This window comes from Massilia sp. 05N420 (assembly GCF_056397205.1).
Genome location: NZ_JBFTMX010000008.1, coordinates 68,777 through 92,207, shown reverse-complemented (window position 1 = coordinate 92,207; position 23,431 = coordinate 68,777). Strand labels below are relative to the sequence as shown.

The following is a 23,431-nucleotide window of genomic DNA, read 5'->3' as shown; positions in this document are numbered from 1 at the left end:
CTGTGGAGAACAGCATATCAGAACAAGTCGGGGTCAGAGCCCGGTTCATGCGGTTGGGCTCTGACCCCGACTTATTCTCGATTCACTGATTCCGGCTCCAAAATCAGTTGGGGCCAGATCCCAGGCGTAAAAACCGGGATCCGACCCCAAGAAATCTGCCAAGAAATCTGACCCCAAAAATTACATCGGGACCTTTTTCAGCATTTCCAGGCCGACCTTGCCGGCGGCGATTTCACGCAGGGCGACGACGGTCGGCTTGTCCTTGGCTTCGACCTTCGGGGTGTGGCCCTGCAGCAGCTGGCGTGCGCGGTAGGTGGCGGCCAGGGTCAGCTGGAAACGGTTCGGGACGTTTTTCAGGCAATCTTCGATGGTGATGCGGGCCATGGTCTACTCCAAAATGATGATCGGTCGAGGTCGATCGGCGTCAGCCAATGACCCCGGAGGGTTTAATTTTGCGGTTGATGCGCGTGGATTCCCAACTGCGCGAACAGCGAAGCATTGCGGGCCGCCTGCTGGGCGAATCGTGCTCGTGTCGCTTTGACAATCGCCTGCAGCTCGGACAGGGCGACGTTGAACTCTTCGTTGATGATAACATACTCGAACTCGGGAGCGTGAGCGATCTCGCCGCCCGCAGCCAGCAAACGTCGCGTAATGATGTGCGGTTCGTCGGTGCCCCGCTTGTGCAGCCGCTCCTCCAGCGCCGCGATCGACGGCGGCAGGATGAAGATGCCGGCCGCATCCGGGAACAGCTTCTTCACCTGGCGCGCGCCCTGCCAGTCGATTTCCAGCAGGATGTCGGTGCCGTTCTTCATCTCCTGTTCCACCATCAGGCGGCTGGTGCCGTAGTAATTGCCGTGTACCTCGGCCCACTCCAGGAACTCGCCGCGCTCGGAGCGGGCGACGAAATCCTCGGCGGTGGTGAACTGGTAATGGACGCCGTCCTGCTCGCCCGGGCGCGGCGGACGCGTGGTGGTCGAGATCGACAGCTTGATGCCCGGCTCCTGCGCCAGCAGCGCATTGACCAGGGTCGACTTGCCGGCGCCCGACGGGGCCGCGACAATGAAGAGGCTGCCGGAGAAGGCGTTGGTGTGCATGGTTGTTCCTTTGTTACGTGTATTCGATATTCATAATGTCCGTGGGCACGGAGTGCCCACCCTACGAATCGATGTAGGGTGGGCACCCCGTGCCCACGTGCGCCAGGCAAATCAGCCCGGCATATAGTCAGTCGGGGTCAGAGCCCACCCGCCAAGTTCGGGCTCTGACCCGTTTAATCAGTCGGGGTCAGAGCCTACCCGCCAAGTTCGGGCTCTGACCCACGATTATTCTAGATTCTGCACCTGCTCCCGCATCTGCTCGATAAGGAGCTTGAGCTCCATCGACGCATCCGCCAGCTCCTTGACCGAAGCCTTGGCGCCCAGCGTGTTCGCTTCGCGGTTCAGCTCCTGCATCATGAAGTCCAGGCGCTTGCCGACCTGGCCGCCTTTCTTCAGGATGTGGCGGGTCTCGTTCAGGTGCGCGGTCAGGCGCGACAGCTCCTCGGAGACGTCGATGCGGATGCCATACAAAGTGACTTCCTGGCGAATTCGTTCGAAAACTTCCTGTCGCGTCAGCACCTGCGGATTGCCGTGGCCGGCCAGGCCCAGCGCGTCCTGCATGCGTTCGACCGCTTTCTGCTGGAACTGCGAGATCACCTGCGGGATCAGCGGCATGATGCGCTTGACGATGGCTTCCATCGATTCGATGCGCGACAGCAGCATCGCTTCCAGGGCCGCGCCTTCGCGCTGGCGGCTGTCGACGAAGTTGGCCACCACTTTCTTGGTGAGCTCGGCGACGTCGGCCTGCAGCGACTCCTGGCCCACCTGGGCTTCCTCGATCACGCCCGGCCAGCGCAGCAGCTCGGCCACCGTCATCGGGGGAGCGGACACGAAATGGCGCGTGACCTCGCCCTGCAGCCGCGCGAGGTCGGCCAGCAGCTCGTGGTTCAGCACCTGGGAGCCGCTCGCCGCCTTGCGGCCGAACGAGAGGCGGACTTCTACCTTGCCGCGCGTGATCGCAGCCATGATCGCCGAGCGCAGGTCCGGTTCGAGCGCACGGAGCTCGTCGTTGATGCGGAACTGGAGGTCGAGGAAGCGCGAATTGACGCTCTTGATCTCGATCGTGAGGGTACCCGCAGCGCCTTCGCTGGTGGCGACCGCATAACCTGTCATGCTAGAAATGCTCAATGGAGTCCCCGGATAATCACAGGCCCTGAAGTGGCCGTTTATTCTTTACAAAGCGGTGATTTATCCACACAATCGCCGTGTTACGCAAGGAATACTTTCCCAAATGGCTGCACAAAATAACGCTCCCCTGCCCGACGGGCTGGAAATTGGCGGATATCGCATTGTAAAGAAAATTGCGTCCGGCGGGTTCAGTATTGTTTATCTTGCATATGACGGCGACGGCAATGCGGTCGCGATCAAGGAATACCTGCCCAGCGCCCTGGCGCTGCGCCAGCCCGGCGAGCTGGCCCCGAGCATTTCGAAGGCCAACCTGCCGGTCTTCCGCATCGGCCTGAAGTGCTTTTTCGAAGAGGGCAGGGCGCTGGCGAAGATCGTCCATCCGAACGTGGTGCGGGTGCTGAACTTCTTCCGCGCCAACGACACGGTTTACATGGTGATGGCCTACGAGTCCGGCCACTCCCTGCAGGAGCAGATCTCGCGCCTGCTGGCGCGGGGGCAGCGCGCCGGCGAGGGCTTCATCCGCCAGTCCTTCAAGGGCGTCTGCGGCGGCCTGCGCGAGGTCCATGCCAACAAGCTGCTGCACCTCGACCTGAAGCCCGCCAACATCTACCTGCGTACCGATGGCACCCCGCTGCTGCTGGACTTCGGCGCCGCGCGCCAGACCATCAACACCGACGTGCCGACCCTGGCGCCGATGTACACGCCGGGCTTCGCCGCCCCCGAGCTGTACGCGAAGGGCGCCACGCTCGGCCCCTGGACCGACATCTACAGCATCGGCGCCGCGATCTATGCCTGCATGGCCGGGGCGCCGCCGCAGCCGGCCGACCAGCGCAGGGGCGCGGACGAGATGGTGGCCCGCATCGACAAGATCGGCGTGGCCTATTCGGCCGAACTGGTGGCGATGGTGAGGGCGTGCCTGGCGATGGATCCGCTGGCGCGCCCGCAGAGCGTGTTCGCGGTGCAGAAGGTGCTGCAAACCGGCCCTTCGGCGCATGCGCCGGCGCCGACCCCGGCACAGGAAGCGCCGATGTCCGGCTGGCGCGGCTTCGTCAACCGCTTCCGCGGCCAGACCTGAAAGGAACCCGATGCAGTTTTCCGTCTACCAGCAGAGCCATATCGGCGGCCGCAAAGTCAACCAGGACCGCATGGGCTACAGCTACACCCGCGAGGCCCTGCTGCTGGTACTGGCCGACGGCATGGGCGGCCACCAGCGCGGCGAGGTCGCGGCGACCATCGCCCTGCAGACCATGTCGACCCTGTTCCGCAACGTGGCCACGCCCTGGGTGAAGAAGCCTGAGCGCTTCCTCGAAGAGGCCTTCATGCAGGCCCATGAAGCGATCCAGCGCTATGCCCGCGAACACGCGATGCCGGACAATCCGCGCACCACCATCGTCGCCTGCCTGGTCCAGCACAATTGCGCCGTCTGGGCCCACTGCGGCGACTCGCGCCTGTACTGGCTGCGGCGCGGCCAGATCCTGGCGCGCACGCGCGACCATTCGCACATCGAGCACCTGATCGCCAAGGGCCTGGCCGACCCCGGCGAGCGCAACACCCATCCGGACCGCAACAAGCTGTACAGCTGCCTCGGGGCGTCGGCGCCGCCCAGGGTCGAGCTGTCGCGCCAGGCCAGCCTGGAGCCGGGCGACGTCCTGCTGCTCTGTTCGGACGGCCTGTGGGGCGTCCTGCCCGACACCGAGATCGTGCACCAGCTCTCGACCCACACGATCGTGCAGGCGGTGCCGGACATGATCGGCATGGCCACCGCGATCGCCGGCCAGCGCGCCGACAACACCACCGCCCTCGCCATCCAGTGGCAGGGCGCGCATGATGCGCCGTCCGCCGGCGACGACAGCATGGTCTCGACCCTGATGCTGCCGGAAGGCGAGGTCACGACCCGCCTGGCCGAGCATCCCGCCGCCGCCGGCATGGCCGACGACTTCGACGACGATGACATCGAAAAAGCCATCGCCGAGATCCGCGACGCGATCGAGAAATCATCCCAGCTACTCAAATGACAAGGACCCCAATGAGCTTCACTTCCCGCCCCAGCAACCGTACCGTCGACCAGCTGCGCGACGTCAGGCTGACCCGCCAGTACACCAAGCATGCCGAGGGTTCGGTGCTGATCGAATGCGGCGACACCAAGGTGATCTGCACCGCCAGCATCGAAGACAAGGTGCCCGGTTTCCTGAAGGGGAAAGGGCAGGGCTGGATGACGGCGGAATACGGCATGCTGCCGCGCTCGACCCACACGCGCATGGACCGCGAGGCGGCGCGCGGCAAGCAGTCCGGCCGCACCCAGGAGATCCAGCGCCTGATCGGCCGCTCACTGCGTGCGGCGTTCGACCTGCAGGCCTTCGGCGAGCGCACCCTGCACCTGGACTGCGACGTGATCCAGGCCGACGGCGGCACSCGCACGGCCTCGATCACGGGCGCGATGGTGGCGGCCTACGATGCCTTCAATGCCCTGGTCGGCCAGGGCCTGCTCGGCGCGGTGCCGGTCAAGCAGTTCGTGGCGGCGGTGTCGGTGGGCGTCTACAAAGGCATGCCGGTGCTCGACCTCGACTACATCGAGGATTCGGACTGCGACACCGACATGAACGTGGTGATGACCGATCTCGGCCACTTCGTCGAAGTGCAGGGCACGGCCGAAGGCGCGGCGTTCTCGCGCGCCGGCATGAACCGCCTGCTCGACCTGGCCGAGCTGGGTATCCGCGAGCTGGTGACCGTGCAGAAGCGGGCGCTGGGTCTGGCGGCGTAATCCGGCGGCAGATCAGGGGAACTTCAGCGCCGGCGGCCGCAGGCGCAGCGCGTCGACGAAGGGGTAGCGGCCCTCGGCCAGCAGCCGGTCGCGGCAGGCCCTGATCTGGGATTTCGTGAGTCCCGTTCTCGCCATACGGTTCATGAAGTCAGGAGCTGGCCTGGTTGACCAATCCGCGGTTCTGCGCCCGGTTCAGCTTCGGGTGCACCACGGGTATCGTCAGCATGGTACTGCCGACCGCCATCAGCAGCAAGGCCGTGAAGGTCTCGCTGGTGATGATCTGCTTGTCGAGCAGGATGTTGGCGAAGATGATCTCGATCAGGCCCTTGGTCTGCAGCAGCCAGCCGATGATCGAGGCCTCGCCATCCTTCCACTTGAGGACCTTGCCGGCGATGCGGGCGCCGGCCAGCTTGCCGGCCACCGACGCGAACAGCAGCAGGCCGCCGACGAAGAACACCTGGTAGCCGCCCAGGTCCCACTTGGTGCGCAGGCCGGTGCTGAGGAAGAACACCGGCATCAGCACCAGCAGCACGTTCTTGAACAGGGCGTCGAGCTGGTCCTGGCCGAACCACTCGGCGTCCATCACCACGCCGGCCAGGAAGGCGCCGACCATGAAATGCAAGCCGGCCCAGTCGGCGCCGAAGGAGCAGGCGATCAGCCAGATCAGGGCGACGTACCAGCGGTCGCTGCGCGGCAGGCGCGCCATCAGGCGGCGGAACAAAACGGTCAAGATGGCGAACGCGAGCAGGAAGCCGAGCTGGCGGCCCACGCGTTCCCAGTCGAGCATGATCAGCGCCAGCACGCCCCAGATGGCGACGTCGTCGAGGCTGGCGTAACGCAGGATGCGCTGGCCCATCGGCTGGCGCAGGATGTCGAGCTTCTCCATCAGCAGCACCAGCACCGGCAGCGCGGTCACCGCGCAACCCATGCCGGTGCCCAGCATGAACTGCCAGGTCGCGGCCTTCGGTCCCATCCAGCCTTCGTAATGGACCAGCAGGAGGGCGGCGCCGCAGCCGAACAGCAGCGGCATGCCGAGCGACAGGCCGGCCGCGGTCGCGCTTTCGCGGCGGTACTGCCAGACCTTCTTGAGGTCGAGTTCGACGCCGGCCAGCATCACGAACAGCATCACGCCCCATTGCGCGACGCCGTTCAGGGTCTTCACGACGTCGGGATTGAAGACGAAGCGGTGGTATTCGGGGAAGAGGGCACCGACCACGCCCGGCCCCAGCACGATGCCCATGATGATCTGGACGATGGCCAGCGGGGCGAAGTAATCGGTCCTGAAGAGACGCCAGACCAGGTAGGGCGCGACGAAGATCAGCAGCATCGCGAGCAGGAAGATTTCGGTGGTGCTCATGGGTCTCCTCGGGATTACGTAATCATGTAATGGCGGGATGCTAGCGAACAATTAACTCGATGCAAAGCAATTTCCGGTGGAAATGGGAGCGTTTCCAAACAGCCGCTATGTCTTGATAGGTAAATAGCGGCGGCAAATGATTCGTTTATCGCGAAACCACGAAACAGACGTGGACGAGCGGCGCTTTCGGAACATTCGTCTTTTTCGTCGGCGATAATAGTTTTGGGAATGACCACTTCGACTGACATCGATGAGAGTGATGAAAAAGTATCCACGTCTCGTAAGCCACGCCGCGATCTCGCTGTGGATGGCCGCCGCCGGCACCCTCGCACAGGCGGCCAACCCGATCGTCCCCGGCTGGTACGCCGATCCCGAAATCCGCATCTTCAAGGGCCAGTACTGGATCTACCCGACCTATTCCGACGACTACGGCAAGCAGGACCGTTCCACCCGCTTCACGGCCGCGCAGGAGAAGATGCGCGCGCAGAAGGAGCTGATCTGGGAGCCCTACCTGAAGCAGACCTTCCTCGACGCCTTTTCTTCCCCTGACCTGGTGCACTGGACCAGACATCGCCACGTGCTCGACGTCGAAAACGTCGCCTGGGCCGCCTACGCGGTCTGGGCGCCGTCGGCGATCGAGCACAAGGGCAGGTACTACCTGTTCTTCGGCGCCAACGACATCAAGAGCAACGGCCAGCCGGGCGGCATCGGCGTGGCCGTCAGCGACCGCCCCGAGGGACCGTTCAGGGATGCCATCGGCAAGCCGCTGATCGGCGAGATCGTCAACGGCGCCCAGCCGATCGACCAGATGGTGTTCAGGGACGACGACGGCCAGTTCTATATGTACTACGGCGGCTGGAAGCACGCCAACGTGGTCAGGCTGGCGCCGGACCTGCTGAGCGTGCTGCCTTTCCCCGACGGCACGACCTACAAGGAAATCACGCCCGACCCCGACTATGTGGAAGGCTCCTTCATGGTCAAGCGCAAGGGCGTGTACTACCTAATGTGGTCGGAAGGCGGCTGGACCGGGCCCGACTACCGCGTCGCCTATGCGATGGGTTCCTCGCCCGTCGGGCCGTTCAAGCGCATCGGCACGATCCTGGCGCAGGACGGCAAGATCGCACGCGGCGCGGGGCACCATTCGGTGGTGAACGTGCCGGGGACCGACGACTGGTATATCGTCTATCACCGCCGGCCGCTGGGCGACGACAACGGCCACCACCGCGAGATGGCCATCGACCGGATGATCTTCAATGAGGACGGCACGATCCGGCCGGTGGTCATGAGCAATGAAGGGGTGGCGCCACGTCCTCTCGGCCCTGGCGTTTAATGGTGCAGCTGGCTCGGCATGGAAGGCTGGGCGGACTGGTCTGAACGGAAAGCCCGTTCGCCGGCCGCCGTGTCGGCATGCGCTTCGAATCGGATCACCTTGCCGTCACGCATGGTGAACGCGTGGATGAAGGGGGTATCGAAACTGCGTCCGGTCGGCTTGGCCTGCCACGTGGCATGCCCGAGGACGATGACCTTGTCGCCTTCCGCCACGAATTCCCGCGGTTCGAAGCGCAGGGCTTGCGCATTGGCGTCCAGCCGGGAAAAGAAATCCGCAATGCCTTGCTTGCCGTGGAAGGTGCCGGCGAAGGGAATGTATTCCGAGTCCGGGCTGGTCCATTCCGCATTGTCGTCGCAGCGTTCGATCACGCCGCGGATGTCGCCGTTCAGGAACAGACGGTAAGCTTCCTGTATCACTTGCTTGTTTTGTTGTGCGTCCATGACATCTCTCCAGTGACTCGGCCCCATGTGGCCGATGAATCAGCCTAGTACCGCACCCGGATAAGTCAAGACGGCTAAAATATGGCCTTCCCCGCGCTTTCCAACAAGACCATGACCCAACGCCTCATCCTTGCCTCGAATAACGCAGGCAAGCTCAAGGAATTTGCCCAGCTGCTGTCCCCGATCGGCTTCGAACTGCATCCGCAGGGCGAATTCAACGTTCCCGAAGCGGAAGAGCCTTTCGGCACCTTCGTCGAGAACGCCCTGCAGAAGGCCCGCCACGCCTCGCGCCTGACCGGCCTGYCGGCGCTGGCCGACGATTCCGGCGTGTGCGTGAACGCCCTCGGCGGCGCGCCCGGCGTATACTCGGCGCGTTATGCCGGCGAGCCGAAGTCGGACGCCCGCAACAACGAGAAGCTGATCCAGGACCTCGCAAGCCACGCCGACAAGTCCGCCTATTACTACTGCGTGCTGGTCTACGTGCGCCACGCCGACGACCCGCAGCCGGTGATCGCCGACGGCATCTGGCGCGGCCGGATCGTGGATGCGCCGCGCGGCGCCAACGGCTTCGGCTACGACCCCCATTTCCTGATCCCGGAACTGGGCAAGACCACCGCCGAGCTGGAGCCGGCCGAAAAGAACGCGATTTCCCACCGGGGCCAGGCGATCCGCGCACTGGTCGACAAGCTGAAACTGAAATGATCCCGATTAAACCCGTCGGCAACGGCGTCCCGGCCGGCACCCGCAGTTCGAACGACATGCGTTCCCCGGCCACCGCCGCCCTGCAATACCTGCAGCCCGGTTCCCTGAACCTGGCGGCGCTGCCGCCGCTGTCGCTGTACATCCACTGGCCCTGGTGCGTGCGCAAATGCCCCTATTGCGACTTCAACTCGCACGAATCGAAGGGCTTGGCCCCGGAACAGGAATACCTGGACGCGCTGCGCGCCGACCTCGAACAGTCGCTGCCGCTGATCTGGGGCCGCAAGATCCACACCGTGTTCATCGGCGGCGGCACGCCCAGCCTGATGTCGGCGGCCGCGCTGGACCGCCTGCTGTCCGACCTGCGCACCCTGCTGCCGCTGGAGATCAATGCCGAGATCACGATGGAAGCGAATCCCGGCACCTTCGAGGCCGAGAAGTTCAAGGCCTACCGCGCCAGCGGCATCAACCGCCTGTCGATCGGCATCCAGAGCTTCAACGGCAGGCACCTGCAGGCCCTGGGCCGCATCCATGACGAGAACGAAGCGAGGAAGGCTGTCGAGATCGCGCAGGCCAACTTCGATAACTTCAACCTCGACCTGATGTTCGCGCTGCCCGGGCAGACATTGGATGAGGCAAAGCGCGACATCGATACCGCGCTCTCCTTCGCGCCGCCCCACCTGTCGCTGTACCACCTGACGATGGAGCCGAACACGGTGTTCGCCAAGTATCCGCCGCAGCTGCCCAGCGACGACGAGAGCGCCGACATCCAGGACATGATCCTCGAGAAGATGGCGGGGGCAGGGTATGAGCACTACGAGGTCTCGGCCTATGCCAAGCCGGGACACCGGGCGCGCCACAACCTGAATTACTGGAGCTTCGGCGACTATCTCGGCATCGGCGCCGGCGCCCACTCCAAGCTGTCCTTCCCGCACCGCGTGCTGCGCCAGGTGCGCTACAAGCAGCCGGCTTCCTTCATCGAGGCGGCGCAAAAGGGCAATGCGGTGAGCGAGGAGCACGAGATCGCGCGCGCCGACATGGGCTTCGAGTTCATGCTCAACGCGCTGCGCCTGACCGGCGGCTTCGATCCGAACCTGTTCGGCGAGCGCACCGGGCTGTCCATCACCATGATCGAGAAGGCCCTCAACGAAGCCGAAGCGAAAGGCCTGATCGACCGCGATTTCAAGCTCATCAAGCCGACCGAGCTGGGACAGCGCTTCCTCAACGACCTGCAGGAGATGTTCCTGGCGGACTAGTACTGATTTTAGTACGACAGGTGCAGGCGCAGCGAGCCGACGTCGACCGGCCCGCGCGCCCGGTTGTAGCCGGGGTTGGCGATGTGCTGGAAGTCGAGCGTCAGCTCGACACCCTTCGCGAGCGGAATCTTGTAGTAGGCCTCGGCGATCGATTCCGGGCGGTAGTCGAGGCGGCCGTCGCCGATGAAGGCACCGACGCCGCCGGCGGCCAGGTAGGCGCGGTGCGCGGCCGACAGGCCGTTCCTCACGACGGCCAGGCCGAGGCTGTCGCCGGCCCGGCCCCAGGCCGCGCCTTGCAGCGTGACCCCGGCGGAGACGGAACGCTCGATCTCGGCGAAGGCATAGGTCTCCGAGCGGCCGTCGTTCCAGCTGGCGCGCGCGAACACGCCCGCATCCTCGCCGAGCGCCTGTTCGGCGCTCACCCCGAATCCGGTCTTGCTGCGTTCGCGGCGCACCTGCGCCACGTCCGGAATGCCGCCGTCCGCCGCCGCCAGCGCATCGCGAAAGCCGCCCATGCGCGCGCGGTCGCGGAAAGCCAGCAGGCGCAGCTTGCCGGGCTGGCCCAGCCAGGAGGTGGCGCGTTCGACTTCGAGCTGGTCGCCGTAGTGGCGGAAGATGCGCTTGTCGAGCGGCAGGCCGTTCGATTCGGCCGGCATCATGAAGCGTCCGGCGCGTACCGCCCACGGACCGTCGTAGTACTCGAGCGCCGCGCCCCAGGTATAGCCGCGGGCATCGGCCGCGAAATCCCATGCCCCATGCGCCAGCAGGGCCCAGTTCATGAACTCGCTGCGGGCGTCGTGGGCATAGGTGTTGTTGTCGAAGATGTCGCTGACGGCCAGGTTGCCGGCCGTGAGCACCAGGCGCCGGCTATCGACCGCACCCGCCAGCTGGTTCAGGTCGGATTCCACCGCCTGCCGTTCGCCGCCCAGGTTCCAGGTCTGGCGCAGGAACAGGCGCGCGCGGTACAGCGTCGGGTTGGGGCCGCTGGTCTTCTGCTGCTCGCCGTTGCTCATGCCGCCCAGGCCGTGCAGGCCAGAGAAGGCCTTGCCCTGCACCAGTTCCGGGTCGAGATAGAGTTCCCCCCCGGCCCAGGGGCGCAGGCCGAAGGCGGCGGTGGCGCTGAAGGAATAGCCGGTCTCGCGCTGCGGCGACAGGCTGTTCGGCCCGCTGTAGGCGGCAGGGAAGGAAGGCTTGAGCTGCCAGACCCAGGTGGCCTGGGCGTGGGTATTCCAGGTTTCTTCCCGCGGCAGTTCGTCGGCGCGCGCGCCTGCCGGGGCCAGCGCGGCCAGCAGCAGCCAGGCGGCTTGTTGTTGGGTAAAACGGAACATCGGAATCTCACTTCGTGACAGCGCACGCATGATAGCCGCGTCGTATGACGGTGTCATTACAGATTGGTCATCCGTGCGTGCTTACAACGACATTACCGAACCGTAATATTTCCACTGTTCAGCCGCACCTATACTGCACGCACTCCGCACGTGGGCCTTTGGCCCCGCCATCCTTCTTCACACCGCCACACGATCACCATGCACGACCTGAGCGATATCGCCGACTGGCTGCGAAGCCACGCCATCCATCACGAATCGGCGGTGCACGACACGCTGCCCGACCCGGTGTTCCGGGTCAACGGCGAAGCGGCCGTCTCCTTCAGCACCAACAATTACCTTGCACTGGCCAACCATCCGCGCCTGGTCGATGCCGCCAAGGCCGGCCTCGATCGCTATGGCGTCGGCAACTGCGAGTCGCGCCTGCTGGGCGGCGACCTGCCGGTGTACCGTGAGCTGGAGCGCCGCCTCGGCGCCCTCAAGCACAAGACCGACGCGGTGCTGTTCGTCACCGGCTACATGACCAATATCGGCGTGCTGTCGACCTTGACCAAGGCCGGCATGCTGGCGCGCCTGCACGGCTACCGCGCCAAGACGCGGCGCAAGTACGCCTATTTCACGGACGAGTACAACCACATCAGCATCCGCGAGGGCATCCTGATGTCGGGCGCCGTGCGCCACACCTACCGCCATGCGGACATGGACCACCTGGAATCGCTGCTCAAGGCGGCCGACGGCTACAGCCCGATCATCGTCAGCGACGGCGTGTTCAGCATGGAAGGCACGATCGCGCCGCTGCCCGAGCTGACCCAGCTGGCCGAGCGCTACGGCGCCATCCTGTACATCGACGATGCCCACGCCACCGGCGTGCTGGGCGCGAACGGCGGCGGCACCTCCGAACACTTCGGCTGCTACAGCCCGACCATCATGCAGATGGGTACCCTGAGCAAGGCGCTCGGCGCGATCGGCGGCTTCGTCGCCCTCGAGCGCGAGATGGCCGACGTGCTGCGCCTGACGAGTTCCGCCTACGGCTTCACCTGCCCGCCGCCGCCGGACCAGGCCAACGCCCTGCTGGCCGCGCTCGACATCCTGCAGGAAGAGCCGGAGCGCCGCGCGCGCCTGTGGGACAACCAGCGTTACTTCGTCGAGCGCATGCGTCCGCTCGGCTACGAGTTGACCTCGACCGCCACGCCGATCGTGCCGGTGCTGATCGGCGATGCCGCGCGCTGCCAGCATTTCGCGCGCGCGCTGCGGGCCGAGGGCGTGCACGTCGACGCGATCCAGTTCCCGGCAGTGCCGGTGGGTCAGGCGCGCCTTCGCTTCATGCTGAACGCGGCGCATACGCGCGAGCAGATCGACCACGTGGTGTCCGTGATGGCGCGCCTGAGCGCCTGACCTGCCCGCCAATTTCCCTCCTTAAGTTACCGGCTCCTCGGCCGGTTGCGCCGGCGCCGCGGCCTCGCGGCGCGGGCCGCGTCCGGCAAAATACGGATAGGCCAGCGGCAGCAGCACCAGCGTGAAGATCGTCGCCGAGACGATGCCGCCAACGATCACGACGGCGAACGGGCGCTGGGTTTCCGAACCGATTCCATGCGACAGCGCGGCCGGCAGCAGGCCCAGACCGGCCATCAGGGCCGTCATCAGGATCGGACGCAGGCGGCCCACCGCACCWTCCACTGCGCTGTACCACGGCGCCATGCCGCCGCGCGCCACCTCGACGATCTGCTCGACCAGGATCACGCCGTTCTGGACCGAGATGCCGGCCACGGCGATCAGGCCGACCGCCGCCGAGATCGAGAAATGCAGTCCGGCCAGGGCCAGTCCAGCCACCGCGCCGACCAGCGTGAACGGCACGATCGCCAGCACCAGCAAGGCCTTGGGCACCGAGCGGAAGGCGCCGAACAGCAGTGCGAAGATCAGGAAGGCGGTCAGCGGCACGATGATGCGCAGGCGCCGCAGCGCGCGCTGCTGGTTCTCGAACTGGCCGCCCCACACGATCCGGTAGCCGGGCGGCAGCTGCAGCTGCGCGGCCACCTTGGCCTGCGCTTCGGCGACGAAGCTGCCCTGGTCGCGGCCCAGCAGGTTGGCCTTTACGGAGGCGTTGCGCTGGCCGCCTTCGCGGCTGATGCGGGCGGCGCCCTGGCGGGTGCCGATCCGGGCGATGTCGGCCAGGCGCACGCTGCCGGCCGCGCCTGGCAGGCTGACCTGCAGCGCGCCGATGCCGTCCAGCGAATCGCGGGCCTTCTCGTCCAGGCGCAGGGTCAGGTCGAAGCGACGGTCGCCTTCGTAGAACTGGCTGACGGCGATCCCGCCCAGCGCGGCCTGGATCGCGCCATTCACGTCCGCGACGTTGAGGCCGAGGCGGGCGATGCGCTCGCGGTCGATGGCGATATCGAGTTCGCTCTGGCCGCCGATGCGCACCGCCTCGACGTCGGCGGCGCCGCGGATCCCGCGCAGGATCTCGGCCACCTGTTCCGCCTTGCGGCCGAGTACCGCGAGGTCGGGGCCGTACAGCTTGACCGCGATCTCGCCCTTCACGCCGGACAGGGCTTCCTCGACGTTGTCCTCGATGACCTGGGAAAAATTCGTCGGCACGCCCGGCAGCGCATGGATGCGGCGCGAGATGTCCGCGACCAGCGCTTCCTTGTCGGCGAAGCGCCACTCCTGGTGCGGGCGCAGGTCGGCCAGGACCTCCATATTGTTCGGTCCCTTGGGATCGGTGCCGTCATCCGGCCTGCCGACGTGCGCGACGATATTCCCGACCTCGGGGTAGGACTGCAGGATGGCGCGCACCCGGTGTTCGATGCCGCTGGTGGTCTCGAGCGAGCTGGAGGTCGGCAGCTCGATGGTCAGCCACAGGTTGCCTTCGTCCAGCTTCGGCAGGAATTCGCTGCCCAGCAGGGGCGCCAGCGCCAAGGTCAGCGCCAGCAGCGCGGCGGAGGCGCCGAACACCGCGAGCCGGTGCGCGTGGGCGCGCAGCAGGAAGGCGCGGTAGGCCCGCTGCAGCCGCGCCAGCCAGGCATTCGGCCGCTCGCGCAGCGGGCTGGCGCGGTGGGCCCAGGCCAGCAGTGCGGGCAGCAGCGTCATGGTCAGCAGCAGGGCGCCCAGCATCGCGAAGCTGAGCGTGAACGCGACCGGCGAGAAGATCTTGCCTTCGACGCGCTGGAAGGTGTAGATGGGGATGAAAGCGACCACGATCACGGCCTTGGCGAACAGGATGGGCTGGCCCAGGCCGGCCACCGTGTCCCTGACCGCCGCTTCCGCGGATGGCGGGTGGGCGGCGCGCGCCTGCAGGTGCAGGCGCACCAGCAGCGCCTCGACCAGCACCACGGCGCTGTCGATGATGATGCCGAAGTCGACCGCGCCGAGCGAGATCAGGTTGGCCGGAATCCCGCGCGCGTCGAGCACGATGAAGGCGCACAGCAGCGACAGCGGGATCACGGCGGCCACGATCAGGGCGGCGCGCCAGTTGCCGAGGAAGATGACGAGGATCGCGATCACCAGCAGCGCACCCACCACCAGGTTCTCGGCCACGGTGCGTACCGTATGCCCGATCAGCTCGCTGCGGTCGTAGATGGTGCGGATGCGCACGCCCGGCGGCAGCCGCGCGCCGAGCTGCTCCACCGCCTGCTTGACGTCGGCCACGACCTTGGCCGCGTTCGCGCCTTTGCTCATCTGGACGATGCCTTCGACCACGCTGTCCGCGCGGTTGAACGACACGATGCCGGAACGCGGGCTGTGGCCGACCTCGACCCGGCCGACGTCCGACACCAGCACGGTGCGGCCGTTGCTGGCGCTGACCACGGCGCGGCCGATGTCCTCGATGCGCTCGAAGATGCCGATGCCGCGCACCACCAGGGATTCGTCGCCGCGGCGCACCAGGCCGCCGCCGGCGTTGGCGCTGGCATTGTTCAGGGCCTGGCGCACCTGGTCCAGGGTGACGCCGTAGCGGTTCAGGGCCAGCGGATCGACCAGTACCTGGTATTCCTTGACGGTGCCGCCGAAGCTGACCACGTCGGCCACGCCCGGTACCGAGCGCAGCGCCGGGCGCAGCACCCAGTCCTGCAGCGCCCTGGCCTCGTTGCCGGGCATGTCCGACGGCACCTCGAGCACGTAGCGGAATACTTCGCCGACCGCGGTACTGAGCGGCGCCAGGGCCGGCTGCACGCCGGCCGGCAGGGTCACGTTCTGCAGCCGTTCCAGCACCTGCTGGCGGGCGAAATAATCGTCGGTGCCGTCGGCGAAGGTGAGGGTGATCACCGACAGTCCGCCGATGCTTACGGAACGCAGCTGGGTCTGGCGCGGCACGCCGCTCAGCTCGCGCTCGATCGGCAGGGTCAGCACCCGCTCCACTTCCTCGGCCGCCTGGCCGGGCAGCTGGGTCACCACCTGCACCTGCACGTCCTGCACGTCGGGAAAGGCTTCGATCGGCAGGTCGTCCAGCGCATGCCAGCCGACCGCCGCCAGGCAGGCGGTCAGGAACAGCACCGCCACCCGCTGGCGCAGCACCAGGTCGATGAACTTAGCCAGCATGGTTCGACGCCTCCGCATTGAGCAGCAGCGCTCCTTCCGTCACGATCAGCTCGTGCGAGTGCAGGCCGGTATCGATATAACTGTGGGTAGCGCCGCCGAGGGCCACGCGCACGCGCCGCTTCTCGAACGTGCCGCGGTCGCGTTCGACGAACACGTAGGTGTACAGGCCTTCGGTCACCAGTGCGGTGTTCGGCACCGGCAGGGCTTGCGCCGCGCCAGCCGCGGGCACGAAGGCGACGCGGGCGAACATGTCGGGCTTCAGGCTGCCGTCTGGATTGTCCAGCTCGCATCTCACCTGCACCCGCCGCGAGACCGGATCGACCGCCACCCCGATGCGCTTGATGCGGCCGTGGAAGCTTTTACCCGGGAAGGCATCGGTCTCCACCAGCACCGGCTGGCCGGGGCGCAGCGAGGCGGCCACGCGCTCGGGCACGTCGGCGATCACCCACAGGTGGCGCAGGTCGCTGATCACCAGTAGCGGATTGGCCTGGTCCGGCCGCACTTCCTGGCCGATGTTGAGCTGCCGGTCGGCGACGGTGCCGGCGATCGGCGCGCGCAGGCCGAAACGGCCGTCCACCTTGCCTTGCGCATGCAGGTTGCCGATTCGCTGGCGCGCGCGGCGCGCCTCGGCGTCGGCCTGGCGGTAGTCGGCGTCCGCGTTCTCGACGTCCTTGCGGGCCAGCACGTCGGCCTCGACCAGCATCCGGGTACGCGCCAGCGCCAGCCGCTTGCGCTCTTCGTCGGCGGCGGCCTTGCGTTCGTCGGCCTGGGCGCTGGCCAGGTCGGGCGAATCGAGTTCCGCCAGCAGCTGCCCGGCGCGCACGCTGTCGCCGACGTCGACCCGCTGGGCCGTGACGCGGCCCTGCACCGGCGAGGCGATCCGGCTGGTGCGGTCCTCGTCGTAGGCGATGCGGCCGGCGACCGGCTCGGCCACGGGCAGGGCCTGGGCGCTGACCGGGACGATGCGGAGGAAGGACATCTGGGCGCCGCCATCGGGCAGGCTGAAAAGTTGATCCTGGCCGGCGCGCGAAGCCGCCTGCGTCCGTGCCTGCGGCGCCGGTTCCGCGGCGGGGCGCATGGCGTACCAGCCGAGCCCGGCGGCGAGGAGGGCAAGCGCCAGAGGCGCCAGTCGTTTCTGATTCTTCGTCATGGGTGCTCTCGTGAGAGGGCGGCGTCGAGGGCCGCCAGGGATTTGGCGAAATCGGCGCGCGCCGCCAGCGCGTCGAGCTGGGCGGCGCGCCAGGCGCGGCGCACGTCCAGCACGTCCATTACGCCGATGGCGCCGTGCGCAAAGGCGAATTCGGCGGTGTCGTCGGCCTTGCGCGCGGCCGGCAGCAGTTCGCCGTCGTAGCGTTCGACGCGGCGGGCGCCGGCTTCGGCCTGGGCTCTCGCCTTGCCGATCTCGGCGCGTGCGTTCTGCCGCGTCCGGGCCAGGTTTTCCTCGGCGGCGTCGAGCGCTGCGGCGGCGCTGCGGATCTCGCCCTGCATGGCGTAGCGCACGAACAGCGGCACCTGGACCGACACCCCGATGCTGTTGCCGCTGCCCTGGGGATTGGCGGCGCTGGCCGGGTAGTGGTCGACCTGGACACCGACCGTCAGGTCGCGCGTGCGTCCCGCCAGCGCCAGCTCGTGCGCCGTCCGGGCCGCCTGCACGCGCGCACGCGCGGCGGCGACGTCGGCGCGCGCTTCGATCGCGGCGTCCGCAGCCGCCTCCAGCACCGCCGGCGGCAGCGCTGCGGGCCAGTCGCCGGCCGCGCTCAGCGCCGCCGCGTCGTCCAGGCCGAGCAACAGGGCCAGCGCGCGCCGGGCCTGGTCGAGGTCGGCGGTGGCGTCGTCGGCATCGTTGTGCACGCGCAGGGTGTCGATGCGCAGGCGGGCCGTATCGGCGCCGGCCAGGTCGCCGGCGCGGCGGCGCGTCTCGGCCGCCTGCATCGCATGGTCGGCCAGGGCCGCGGACTCGGCGGCGATCCCGGCGCGGCGCTGGGCCGCCAGCAGGTCGTAATAGGCGCCGGCGACGTCGCGCCGCAGCTGGCGCCGCGCGTCCGCGAGATCGAAGCGTGCGGCCTGCTCCAGCTGCCCGGCGGCGGCGGCGCGCAGCCGCCGCTTGCCGCCGCGTTCGATCAGCTGGTCGACGCGCACCGCGCTGTCGACGGTCTTGCTGCGCAGCGGACCGGAGCCGATGCCGGCCGCCGGATTGATGTTCATGGTTTGCAGCGTCAGCACCGGATTGGGCGCGGCAGAGGCGCTGGTCACGGCCGCGGCCGCGCTGTCGACGGCGATCGCGGCCGACTTCAGGTCGTGGTTGCGGCCGTAGGCCAGCGCCAGCGCCTCGTCGAGACGCAGGGCCTGGGCGGCGGCCGGGCCGGCGGCCAGCCAGCAGGCCAGCAGCGGCAGGATGGTCTTGCGCAAAGGTTTCACTGCCGGCCCCCCAGATCGGCGGCCGGTGGGGACAGCACACGCTCGACGCGCGCCAGCCGCCCGGCGCGGCAGTCTTGCGGCCACAGCTCGACCTCGTCGCCCGGCTGCGGCGCCAGGCCTTCCGCTACCGTCGCGACGGTCTCACGGTGCAGGCGCACGCCGCGGTAGCGTACCCGCACGTAGCGTCGGTCCGCCTGCCAGTCCCAGCCATCCGGAACGCAGGTCCGCGCTTCGGCTTCGGCCGCCTGCGGGCCGAGTGTCGCCAGCACCCTGGCGCGGCGGGCGCCATGGTCCCAGTCAACCTCGCCGTGGCCGAGGGCCTGGACGCACGAAGCCAGGCAGCCGCAGGCCGCCAGGCCGATGATGAGTGAGCCAATACGCATGCTATCCTCTGAGGAAAATACGCGCGGAAAATTCGCGCTGGACAGCCACGCATGATAGGCAGGCGCAAGCGGGGCGAGATTACCATCGAGTAATCATTACGAAGTCTTAATCCGGCCAGGGCTTGCCGTTGCAGAAACGCCCAGCTTACCGATCGGTAATGCCGGGCAATCCGCAGCTCGCCTATACTGCCTGTTCGAGCCGGCATGCCGCCGGCCCCTTTTTTCTATTGCCATGCCACATTGTCTTGTCATCGAAGACGACGCCGAAACCTGCAGCTACCTGCGCACCGGCCTTGAGTCCGCCGGCTATACCGTGGTCACGCTCGACAATGGCACCGACGGCAGCCGCGAGCTGCGCGAACGCCACTGGGACATCGTGGTGCTCGACCGCATGCTGCCCGGCCAGGTCGACGGCGTCGGCATCCTCGAGGAATTGCGCGGGCGCGGCGACACCACACCGGTGCTGATCCTGAGCGCCCTGAGCAGCGTCGACGAGCGCGTGCGCGGCCTGCGCGCCGGCAGCGACGATTACCTGGTCAAGCCCTTCGTCATGTCGGAACTGCTGGCGCGCGTGGCCAACCTGACGCGGCGGGCCAGCTGGGCGCACGAGGTCAGCCAGCTGCAGGTGGCCGACCTGCAGCTCGACCTGCGCACCAACCGCGTCACGCGGCGTGGCGTGGCGATCCTGCTGCAGCCGCGCGAATTCCGCCTGCTGGAATACCTGATGCGCCACGAAGGCCATATCGTCACCCGCACCATGCTGCTGGAAGGGGTGTGGGACTACCACTTCGATCCGCAGACCAATGTGATCGACGTGCAGATCAGCCGCCTGCGCAGCAAGATCGACAAGGACTTCGACCCGCCGCTGATCCACACGGTGCGCGGCGCCGGCTATGTGCTGAGCGCCTCAGGCTATGGCCCGTCTGCGGCTTAGCCTGCGCGGCTCGATCGTCGCGCGGCTGGCGGTCGGCTACGGCCTGCTGGTGGCGCTGTCGGTGGCGGTGCTGTCGACGGTCTTCTATGCCGGCACCGTGGGCGTGTTCGAACGTTCGATGGACAACAAGATCCAGGCCATCGCGCTGCGCCTGGTCAGCGCGTGGAATGCCGGCAGCGACGCCGAGCTGATACGCCAGATCGACCTGCAGCTGCACGACCGCATCGACAGCGACACCGAACTGGTCGGCCTGCTCGACGGCAGCGGCCATCTGCTGGCCGGCAACCTGCCGCCCTGGCAGGGCAAAGCGCCGCAGGGCCAGCTGGTGTTCGACACGATGAAGCGCAGGAAGGGCGTCGTGTCGGTGCGCCTGCTGGCCATGCCGCTCGGCGGCGGCCGGCAACTGGTGGTCGGGCGCGATCTCAGCGAACTCGACGCCATCCGCGAGGTGGTCGAGCGCGCGCTCCTGATCAGCGCCTCGATCTCGTTGCTGCTGGCCTTTGCCGGGGCCTTGCTGTTCCGGCGCCAGATCGACGCCCGTATCGGCCATATCCGGCGCACCGCCGCGCGCATCGCCGCCGGCGAACTGTCGAGCCGCATCGCGGTGCAGGGCAATGACGAGTTCGCGCGCCTCGGCACCGACATCAACCAGATGCTCGACCGTATCGAGTCCCTGATGGAAGGTGTGCGCCATGTGTCGAACTCGATCGCGCACGACCTGCGCACGCCGCTGGGCCGGGTGCGCAGCCGCCTCGAGCGGGCGCTCGCCGCCACCGCCGATCCCCAGGCCCTGGTCGGCGACGCCCGCCTGGCGATCGAAGAAATCGACAACGTGATCGGCCTGTTCGACAAGCTGCTGCAGATCGCGGCCGCCGAGAGCGGCGTGCGGACCCGCTCCTTCGGCCAGGTCGACATCGCCGCCATCGCGCGCGACATGGCCGAGCTGTACGAAGCCTCCGCCGAGGAACGCGGCATGGTGCTGCGCTATGTCGGCACCGGGGCGCCGAGCGTGCGTGGCGACCGCGACTTGCTGGCGACGGCGCTGGCCAGCCTGATCGACAACGCCATCAAGTACGCCCCCGCCGGCACCTGGGTCGACGTCGGCGTGTACGCCAGCCAGGAAGAAACGGTGGTGTCGGTGCGCGACTACGGCCCGGGCGTGCCGGAAGCCGATATCGGCAAGCTGTGCGAACGCTTCTACCGCGTCGACCAGAGCCGCCACCTGCCGGGCAACGGCCTCGGCCTGTCGATCGTGACCGCGATCGCCCAACTGCACGGCGCCGGCCTGCGCCTGCGCAACGCCGGACCGGGGCTGGAAGCCAGCCTGGTTTTCCGCGATTAGGAGCCGCCATGGACGACGACGATTACGAAGTGCCCAGCCCGCACGAGCATGCGCTGGAAGAAGCCGCCGAGCGCGAACGCGACGGCCTGGCGCAGAAGGTCGCGCTGATGACGGCGATCCTGTCGACGGTGGGCGCACTCATCAACTACCAGAGCGGGAACGCGCAGACCGAGGCGATGTTCCTGAAGAACGAGAGCATCCTGAAGCAGGCCCAGGCCAGCGACCAGTGGGCCTATTACCAGGCCAAGTCGACCAAGGCGCAGATCGCCGGCGCCGCCGCGGCGCTGGCCACCGAGCCGGCGCAGCGCCAGCGCTTCGCCGACGTGCGCGACAAGGAAGACCGGGCGCGCATCGGGGTGCAGCGCACGGCGGAGAAGCTGCAGGAGGAATCGCGCCAGCTGGCGGCGGAGTCCGACGCCAAGCTGCGGCCGCATGAGCGCCTGGCCCTGGCGCTGAGCTGCGTGCAGATCGCGGTGGCGCTGGCGGCCATCACGGTGCTGACGCGGCGGCGCTGGCTGCTGTGGGGCGTCGGGCTGTCGGCACTGGCTGGCTTCGGCGCCGCGGCCTCCGCGTTCCTCGTTTCCTGACGATGCATGAGCTGCTTCAAAGATGACTAATCTGTAACCCATGCTAACGGCATGCGGGACTAGAATCACCCGCAGTCTTTACGCACTGGGTCATCGATGGATTACGAGTCTTCCCTGATTGAACGTGAAAGGCCGCCGGTTCGCGGCGCCGCCGAGGCCGGACGGCGCCCGGCGGACCCGGAGCCGTCCGCGGGCGGGTTCGAGCGCAGCCGCTTCGTGCTGGCCGGCTCGAGCCGGGCCTTCGCCTGTTTCATCCTCCTGTATGCCTTGCCCGGCCTGCTCGGCCACGAGCCGTGGAAACAGGACGAAACCTATATCGCGGAAATCGTGCGCAGCATGTCGGCCACGGGCGACCTGGTGGTGCCGACCATGGCCGGCGAAACCTTCCTTGAAAAGCCGCCGCTGTTCTACTGGCTTGCCGCGGCGCTCGCCCGGATCTTTGCCGGCGTTCTCCCGATGTGCGACGGCGCCCGCCTGGCGGCCGGGGTCTTCGTCCTGCTTGCCTGCGGCGCGGTCGCGCGCTGCGGGCGCCGCTGGCGCGGGCGCGAGTTCGGACGCACCGCGGTCTTCGTGCTGCTCGCCTGCGTGGGACTGGAAACCTACGCCCACCTGATGCTGACCGACCTGGCCTTGCTGGCCGGCGTGGCGGTCGGACTTGCCGGCCTGCCGCGATGGCGCCAGTCGCCGGTTGCGAGCGGGCTCGAAATCGGCACCGGCGTCGGCATCGGCTTCCTGGCGAAAGGGCTGCTGGCGCCCGGCGTGTTCGGCCTGAGCGCGCTCCTGCTGCCGCTCTGTTTCAGTCGCTGGCGCCGGCTTGCCTATCTGCGTACCGGGCTGGCGGCCCTGGCCGCGGCGCTGCCCTGGCTCCTGATCTGGCCGGCCGTCCTGTATGCCCGTTCGCCAGCGCTGTTTGCCGACTGGTTCTGGGTGAACAACATCGGGCGCTTCGTCGGCTTTGCCGTTTCCGAGCTGGGCGCGGCGCACGACAGCGGCTTCTGGTCGAGGAATCTGTGGTGGGTGACGCTGCCGGCGCTGCCGCTGGCCCTGCTGAGCCTGTGGCGCGAACGGCGCACCCTGCGCACCAACGAACTGCTGCAGGCCAACCTGGTCATGGCAGGGGTGATCCTGGGCGTGCTGGTCCTGTCGGCTTCCGCACGCGGCGGCTACGCCTTGCCCTTGCTGATCCCGCTGTCGCTGCTCGGTGCGTCCAGCGCCGTGTCGCCCGGTGCACGCCTGGAACGCGCATGGCGCGGCGCCGCCCGGCTGGTCTTCGGCGCCGTCGCTGCCTTGCTGTGGCTGACCTGGGCCTATGTCATGTTTTCGGGCGATCCGCTGCACCTGCATGGCTTGTATGCCCAGCTGCCGCCGGTGCCGGACCGGCATCTCGATGCCGCCGTCGTCGGCGCCTGCGCGCTGGCGAGCGCGGCTGCGCTGGCGCTGATGTTCTGGCGCGCGCCCCGCCAGGTCGCACTGCAGACATGGGCGGTCGGTCTCGCCCTCTGCTGGCTGTTGGCGGCAGGCCTGTTCACTCCCTGGGTCGACCAGGTCAAATCCTACCGGAACGTCTTCACCTCGATGCGCCCCTTCCTGGCGCCGGGTGCGGAGTGCGTCGCCAGTCCCGGACTCGGGGAGAGCGAGCGGGCGATGCTGCGCTATTACACCGGCGTGGTCACGCAGAGAGTGGAGTCGAAGCAGGCCGCCGATTGCCGCCTGCTGCTGGTGGAAGACTGGCGCGGCGAGGCGCCCCGCCGGGTCGACGGCCGGCGGTGGGTCGCGGTATGGGAGGGGACGCGGCCGGCCGACGACCGCGAGCGATTCCGGCTGTACCGGCGCCGGCCTTAGCC

General features: G+C 67.7%; 22 protein-coding genes. 11 read left to right on the top strand and 11 right to left on the bottom strand.

Features of this window, described 5'->3' with window-relative positions; translation table 11 throughout:
* Positions 1-180 precede the first annotated feature (180 nt).
* From rpoZ to AC1DIX_RS06915, 3 genes are all read right to left on the bottom strand, one after another.
* The gene (rpoZ, locus tag AC1DIX_RS06925) at positions 181-384 is read right to left on the bottom strand and encodes a DNA-directed RNA polymerase subunit omega (protein ID WP_005665923.1); all 204 of its coding nucleotides are present in this window, start codon (positions 382-384) and stop codon (positions 181-183) included.
* 62 nt (positions 385-446) lie between these two features.
* A complete protein-coding gene (gene gmk / locus AC1DIX_RS06920; protein ID WP_442122395.1) occupies positions 447-1,094 on the bottom strand; it encodes a guanylate kinase in 648 nt (215 codons plus the stop codon).
* Positions 1,095-1,319: 225 nt separating this feature from the next.
* Complete coding sequence (locus AC1DIX_RS06915; RefSeq protein WP_442122396.1) at positions 1,320-2,207, bottom strand: YicC/YloC family endoribonuclease; 888 nt, start codon at positions 2,205-2,207, stop codon at positions 1,320-1,322.
* 118 nt (positions 2,208-2,325) lie between these two features.
* On the opposite strand from AC1DIX_RS06915, the gene AC1DIX_RS06910 reads away from it, so the two are divergent.
* Genes AC1DIX_RS06910 through rph form a run of 3 tightly spaced genes read left to right on the top strand, consistent with a single transcriptional unit; the run spans position 2,326 to position 4,983 of the window.
* Complete coding sequence (locus tag AC1DIX_RS06910) at positions 2,326-3,297, top strand: serine/threonine protein kinase (protein WP_477323087.1); 972 nt, start codon at positions 2,326-2,328, stop codon at positions 3,295-3,297.
* Positions 3,298-3,307: 10 nt separating this feature from the next.
* Positions 3,308-4,237, top strand: a complete 930-nt coding sequence (locus AC1DIX_RS06905; RefSeq protein WP_442122398.1) for a PP2C family protein-serine/threonine phosphatase — start codon at positions 3,308-3,310, stop codon at positions 4,235-4,237.
* 11 nt (positions 4,238-4,248) lie between these two features.
* Positions 4,249-4,983, top strand: coding sequence for a ribonuclease PH (gene rph, locus AC1DIX_RS06900; RefSeq protein WP_442122399.1), 735 nt, complete (start codon positions 4,249-4,251; stop codon positions 4,981-4,983).
* Positions 4,984-4,995: 12 nt separating this feature from the next.
* Here rph and AC1DIX_RS06895 read toward each other — a convergent pair whose 3' ends face one another.
* Positions 4,996-5,118, bottom strand: coding sequence for a DNA-binding protein (locus AC1DIX_RS06895; RefSeq protein ID WP_477323083.1), 123 nt, complete (start codon positions 5,116-5,118; stop codon positions 4,996-4,998).
* Positions 5,119-5,131: 13 nt separating this feature from the next.
* Positions 5,132-6,340: a cation:proton antiporter gene (locus AC1DIX_RS06890; RefSeq protein WP_477323080.1), complete on the bottom strand. Its 1,209-nt coding sequence runs from the start codon at positions 6,338-6,340 to the stop codon at positions 5,132-5,134.
* A gap of 259 nt (positions 6,341-6,599) precedes the next feature.
* Here AC1DIX_RS06890 and AC1DIX_RS06885 point away from each other — a divergent pair, with 259 nt between their 5' ends.
* A complete protein-coding gene (locus tag AC1DIX_RS06885) occupies positions 6,600-7,670 on the top strand; it encodes a glycoside hydrolase family 43 protein (RefSeq protein WP_477323074.1) in 1,071 nt (356 codons plus the stop codon).
* Here the strand turns inward: AC1DIX_RS06885 and AC1DIX_RS06880 are convergent.
* Entirely contained in the window at positions 7,667-8,110 is a 444-nt protein-coding gene (locus tag AC1DIX_RS06880) for a nuclear transport factor 2 family protein (RefSeq protein ID WP_442122403.1), read from the bottom strand. The two genes, AC1DIX_RS06885 and AC1DIX_RS06880, sit on opposite strands and share 4 nt — an antisense overlap.
* A 111-nt stretch (positions 8,111-8,221) precedes the next feature.
* Here AC1DIX_RS06880 and rdgB point away from each other — a divergent pair, with 111 nt between their 5' ends.
* Together rdgB and hemW are read left to right on the top strand one after the other, a co-directional pair.
* Positions 8,222-8,812 (top strand): RdgB/HAM1 family non-canonical purine NTP pyrophosphatase, encoded by a 591-nt coding sequence (rdgB, locus tag AC1DIX_RS06875; RefSeq protein ID WP_477323070.1) that lies wholly within the window; start codon positions 8,222-8,224, stop codon positions 8,810-8,812.
* Complete coding sequence (gene hemW / locus AC1DIX_RS06870) at positions 8,809-10,065, top strand: radical SAM family heme chaperone HemW (RefSeq protein ID WP_442122405.1); 1,257 nt, start codon at positions 8,809-8,811, stop codon at positions 10,063-10,065. Before rdgB ends, hemW begins: the two co-directional genes overlap by 4 nt.
* Before the next feature lie 8 nt (positions 10,066-10,073).
* Here the strand turns inward: hemW and AC1DIX_RS06865 are convergent, their stop codons facing one another.
* Positions 10,074-11,393 (bottom strand): carbohydrate porin, encoded by a 1,320-nt coding sequence (locus AC1DIX_RS06865; protein ID WP_477323065.1) that lies wholly within the window; start codon positions 11,391-11,393, stop codon positions 10,074-10,076.
* A 198-nt stretch (positions 11,394-11,591) separates the two neighbouring features.
* On the opposite strand from AC1DIX_RS06865, the gene AC1DIX_RS06860 reads away from it, so the two are divergent.
* On the top strand, positions 11,592-12,785 hold the full coding sequence (locus AC1DIX_RS06860) for an aminotransferase class I/II-fold pyridoxal phosphate-dependent enzyme (RefSeq protein WP_442122407.1): 1,194 nt from the start codon (positions 11,592-11,594) through the stop codon (positions 12,783-12,785).
* Positions 12,786-12,806: 21 nt separating this feature from the next.
* On the opposite strand, the gene AC1DIX_RS06855 is transcribed toward AC1DIX_RS06860, so the two are convergent.
* Genes AC1DIX_RS06855 through AC1DIX_RS06840 form a run of 4 tightly spaced genes read right to left on the bottom strand, consistent with a single transcriptional unit; the run spans position 12,807 to position 18,724 of the window.
* Entirely contained in the window at positions 12,807-15,923 is a 3,117-nt protein-coding gene (locus AC1DIX_RS06855) for an efflux RND transporter permease subunit (RefSeq protein WP_477323061.1), read from the bottom strand.
* Positions 15,913-17,073 (bottom strand): efflux RND transporter periplasmic adaptor subunit, encoded by a 1,161-nt coding sequence (locus AC1DIX_RS06850; RefSeq protein ID WP_477323057.1) that lies wholly within the window; start codon positions 17,071-17,073, stop codon positions 15,913-15,915. The genes AC1DIX_RS06855 and AC1DIX_RS06850 overlap by 11 nt, the downstream gene beginning before the upstream one ends.
* Entirely contained in the window at positions 17,070-18,341 is a 1,272-nt protein-coding gene (locus tag AC1DIX_RS06845) for a TolC family protein (RefSeq protein ID WP_477323053.1), read from the bottom strand. The genes AC1DIX_RS06850 and AC1DIX_RS06845 overlap by 4 nt, the downstream gene beginning before the upstream one ends.
* The gene (locus tag AC1DIX_RS06840) at positions 18,338-18,724 is read right to left on the bottom strand and encodes a hypothetical protein (RefSeq protein ID WP_477252676.1); all 387 of its coding nucleotides are present in this window, start codon (positions 18,722-18,724) and stop codon (positions 18,338-18,340) included. The genes AC1DIX_RS06845 and AC1DIX_RS06840 overlap by 4 nt, the downstream gene beginning before the upstream one ends.
* A gap of 232 nt (positions 18,725-18,956) precedes the next feature.
* Between AC1DIX_RS06840 and AC1DIX_RS06835 the strand changes: the two genes are divergently transcribed.
* The 4 genes from AC1DIX_RS06835 (at position 18,957) to AC1DIX_RS06820 (ending at position 23,429) form a co-directional block, all read left to right on the top strand.
* Positions 18,957-19,658: a response regulator transcription factor gene (locus AC1DIX_RS06835; protein ID WP_442122412.1), complete on the top strand. Its 702-nt coding sequence runs from the start codon at positions 18,957-18,959 to the stop codon at positions 19,656-19,658.
* Positions 19,639-21,000, top strand: a complete 1,362-nt coding sequence (locus tag AC1DIX_RS06830) for a sensor histidine kinase (RefSeq protein WP_477323050.1) — start codon at positions 19,639-19,641, stop codon at positions 20,998-21,000. Before AC1DIX_RS06835 ends, AC1DIX_RS06830 begins: the two co-directional genes overlap by 20 nt.
* A gap of 8 nt (positions 21,001-21,008) precedes the next feature.
* Positions 21,009-21,587 carry a DUF4337 domain-containing protein gene (locus AC1DIX_RS06825; RefSeq protein WP_477323048.1) on the top strand — a complete coding sequence of 193 codons (579 nt, stop codon included), beginning with the start codon at positions 21,009-21,011 and terminating at the stop codon, positions 21,585-21,587.
* Positions 21,588-21,683: 96 nt separating this feature from the next.
* Entirely contained in the window at positions 21,684-23,429 is a 1,746-nt protein-coding gene (locus AC1DIX_RS06820; RefSeq protein WP_477323046.1) for an ArnT family glycosyltransferase, read from the top strand.
* The last annotated feature ends 2 nt before the right edge of the window (positions 23,430-23,431 follow it).